The 704-nt window shown below is 62.6% G+C and carries 1 protein-coding gene; it reads left to right on the top strand.

The genetic code is table 11. The annotated features are described in order from the left end of the window. Window positions 1-593 (top strand): enoyl-CoA hydratase/isomerase family protein (locus GY725_04315; GenBank protein MCP4003400.1); only part of this gene is annotated, 593 nt, incomplete at its 5' end. Window positions 594-704 lie beyond the last annotated feature (111 nt).

The following is a 704-nucleotide window of genomic DNA, read 5'->3' as shown; positions in this document are numbered from 1 at the left end:
GTGTGGTCCTGCGCGGTTCGGCCAGGGCGTTTTCGGGCGGAAACGATCTGAAGGCCATCCAGTCGGGAGAACGCGCGCCGCATCCCGACTATCAGGCTGAGACGATCGAAGCGCTGGCGAACCTGCCGCAGCCGGTGATCAGCGCGGTGAGCGGGCATTGCTACACGGGTGGGCTCGAACTCGCACTGGCCGGTGATCTGATCATCGCTTCGGAATCCGCCAAACTCGCCGATACCCACGGCAAGTGGGGACTGACACCGAAGTGGGGCATGAGTCAGCGCCTGCCGCGGCTGGTCGGTTCCGCGAAGGCGAAGGAGTTGATGTTCACCAGTCGCACGCTGAGCGGGCGCGAGGCGGAGGCGATCGGGCTGGTGAATGCCTGTGTGTCCGACGCGGATTTCGACGCTGAAGTCGAAAGCCTGGCGCGCCGCATTCTCGCGAATTCCTGGCACAGCAATCGCGCGAACAAACATCTAGTCGATGCGAGCGACGGCATGACCCTGGAAGAAGGCCTGCGTTTCGAAATTGCCAAGAGTCCTGGAATGGGACCCGACTCGCGAGAACGCATGGCCAGATTCGGGCGGAAGTCCTGATTTTCCCTCGCCGACCGTATATCCTCCGGGCATGACGAAAAAATCAGCAGCTCCCCGCCTCACACTCGGTCACAGCACGATTGCCGCTCGCGATATCGAGAGCCTGGCCGC

Source organism: bacterium (assembly GCA_024226335.1).
Taxonomy (GTDB): Bacteria; Myxococcota_A; UBA9160; order SZUA-336; family SZUA-336; genus JAAELY01.
This window is presented reverse-complemented; position numbering and strand designations above follow the sequence as displayed.